Origin of the sequence: Streptomyces sp. SID13726 (assembly GCF_010548375.1) — a bacterium.
Classification (GTDB): domain Bacteria; phylum Actinomycetota; class Actinomycetes; order Streptomycetales; family Streptomycetaceae; genus Streptomyces.
The window spans coordinates 1-612 of sequence record NZ_JAAGLY010000157.1 but is presented as its reverse complement, the minus strand read 5'-3'; the positions used below and the strand labels follow the sequence as shown (position 1 = coordinate 612).

At 64.4% G+C, this 612-nt stretch carries 2 protein-coding genes; both read left to right on the top strand.

Annotated features, from left to right (window positions below; all coding sequences use genetic code 11):
• Positions 1–186 (top strand): DUF2314 domain-containing protein (locus G3I78_RS46915; protein ID WP_164436711.1); only part of this gene is annotated, 186 nt, incomplete at its 5' end.
• 211 nt (positions 187–397) lie between these two features.
• Positions 398–612: hypothetical protein (locus tag G3I78_RS46910; RefSeq protein ID WP_343244023.1), on the top strand; the 215-nt coding region annotated here is incomplete at its 3' end.

Sequence of the window (612 nt, the reverse complement as noted above, 5' to 3'; positions counted from 1 at the left end):
TATGCCGCCGCCGGAGAGAGGATGTGGGTCGAGATCACGCACCGCAAGGGCGACCAGCTCGTCGGTAGGCTGGACAACTGGCCGGTGTTCGTCCACCTGAGGCCGGATGAGACCATCAAGTTCCACGTCGACGACATCATCGACTCCCGCCTTTACGACGATGAGGTCGAGGTTGACGCCGCGTGATACCAGTCGTGCGTCGCTGTTCGGCGTGATCCCTGGGTGTCTTCGAGACGACCAGGGTGCCGTGCCGAGGGCTTCCCAAGCTCGCCGCGCCTCGGCGTGTGAGTATGTCCGGTAATCCACGACGTGTTCGGAGGAGCCATTGTCCCGTCTCGCCGCCCTCATCGACCAGGCCGCGGACAGCACACGTCCGCTGTCGGATGTCCTACGCCAGGTGAAGATCGTCGCGTCCCGGATCGGCGATCGAGAACTCGCGAAGTGGGCAAGCGATGAGCTGAACGGCTACGGCCCAGATGACGAGCTGCCGCCCTACCGCGCGGAGCGTGGCTTCCCGGTCCAGGGTGACTGGTCAGGACCGGCCGGGTCGCGGATCACCAACGCTGAGATTTCGTCGGTCTGGATCACGGACGACTTCATCGGCTGTGTCTC